Annotated in this window: 2 protein-coding genes and 1 pseudogene; 1 reads left to right on the forward strand and 2 read right to left on the reverse strand. The window is 68.3% G+C overall.

Translation table 11 applies throughout. The annotated features are described in order from the left end of the window. Positions 1-27 precede the first annotated feature (27 nt). Positions 28-390 (forward strand): MerR family transcriptional regulator, encoded by a 363-nt coding sequence (locus tag B0F77_RS45005; RefSeq protein WP_086669188.1) that lies wholly within the window; start codon positions 28-30, stop codon positions 388-390. 258 nt (positions 391-648) lie between these two features. Here B0F77_RS45005 and B0F77_RS45010 read toward each other — a convergent pair. Then, positions 649-1275, reverse strand: a pseudogene (locus B0F77_RS45010) (winged helix-turn-helix domain-containing protein). After that, a partial coding sequence (locus B0F77_RS45015) for a sensor histidine kinase (RefSeq protein WP_245849485.1) occupies positions 1272-1657 on the reverse strand: 386 nt, incomplete at its 5' end. The gene B0F77_RS45015 and the pseudogene B0F77_RS45010, both read right to left, overlap by 4 nt.

Consider the following 1657-nt stretch of genomic DNA (forward strand, 5'->3'; position numbering starts at 1 on the left):
GATGTCAAGGTCAAGATGAACTGACGCATGCGCATCGGGGAGTTGAGCAAGGCGACCGGCGTGAGCAGCCGGGCACTGCGCTACTACGAACAGCAGGGCCTGCTGTTCAGTGAGCGCCGAGCCAACGGGTACCGCGAGTACCCTCCGGAGTCGATCAAGGTCGTCGCGTTCATCCAGGACCTGTTCCACGCCGGCCTGTCGTCCGACGTGGTCCGCGAAATCCTGCCGTGCGCCCAGGACGAGCACCCGCGTGGCGACTGCGCCGAACTCCTGACGCGCGTCCGGCAGGTCCGGGACGAACTCGTGCGGCAGGAACGACACATCGCTGAACGTCGCAGGCGACTGGATACCTATCTCGCCGACGGCTACGAGGCGCATCCGGCCCGTTGACCGCGCCACCCGGCAACCGAGCGGGCTCCAGACGCGGCTTTACCTGACCCGCGCGGAAACCTCGTCCAGCGCGGTCGTCTCGTCCGTGGTGAGCTCGAACCCCGCCGACGCCAATCCCGCGGTTCTCGCTGACCGGTAAGCGTGACAGTCTCGACGAAGTCCGGCGCGGTGCCGGATCGACGCCCGTCGCGGACTCCATCGGCTACCGGCAGGGCACCCTGTGGCTCAGCTCCGCCGAACTCGCCGAGATCCCGGCGCTCACAGCTCGAGCCGGTAGCCCATACCCGCCTCGGTGATCAGGTGCCGCGGCCGTGACGGATCGGTCTCCAGCTTGCGCCTCAGCTGCGCCAGGTACACCCGCAGGTACTGGGACTCCCCGATGTGCGTCGGCCCCCAGACGTCCTGCAGCAGCTGCTTCTGCGACACCAGGCGGCCGGGTTTCGGGCGAGGATCTCCAGCAGTCCCCACTCCGTCGGGGTCAGGTGCACCTCGGCGCCGTCCCGGTGCACCTTCTTGACCGCGAGGTCGATGACGAACGTCGCCGTGGTCACGATCGGGGCCCCGACGGTCTGCGTGGTGGCCCGACGTACCGCGGCACGCAGCCGGGCGAGGAGTTCGTCCATTCCGAACGGTTTGGTGACGTAGNNCGGACAGCACGATGATCGGCATCGACGTCCAGCCTCTCAGGCCGGCGATGACCTCCACACCGTCGATGTCGGGCAGTCCCAGGTCGAGCACCACGACGTCCGGCTTCTCGTCCACGGCGACCCGCAGAGCGGACTTGCCGTCGTACGCGGTGAGCACGTCGTAGCCACGCGCGGAAAGGTTGATGCGCAACGCACGGACGATCTGCGGCTCGTCGTCCACCACCAGCACAGTGGTCATTCCAGGTGCTCCTCGGCGTGCTTCTGGGCAGGAAACGAAATGACGATCGTGAGCCCGCCGCCCGGCGTGTCCTCGGCGTGGATCTCGCCGCCCATGGCCTCGGTGAAACCCTTGGCCACGCTGAGGCCCAGCCCGACACCAGGCGTGGCGTCGCGGTCTCCCAGCCGCTGAAACGGGGTGAAGACGCGATCCGCGGACTTGCGCGGCAGGCCGGGACCGTGGTCGACCACCCGCAGTTCCACGTGGTCGCCGTGTGCGCTGGCCCTGACGGCGATCTCGGGCTCGTCCTCGTCGACTCGTCCGTCGCCGTTCACGTCGACTCGGCGACGTGGCCGGAGCCTGCCGTGGCGCAGTGCGTTGTCGATGACGTTGGCCACCACGC

Origin of the sequence: Lentzea kentuckyensis, assembly GCF_002150765.1 — a bacterium.
Taxonomy (GTDB): Bacteria; Actinomycetota; Actinomycetes; order Mycobacteriales; family Pseudonocardiaceae; genus Lentzea; species Lentzea kentuckyensis.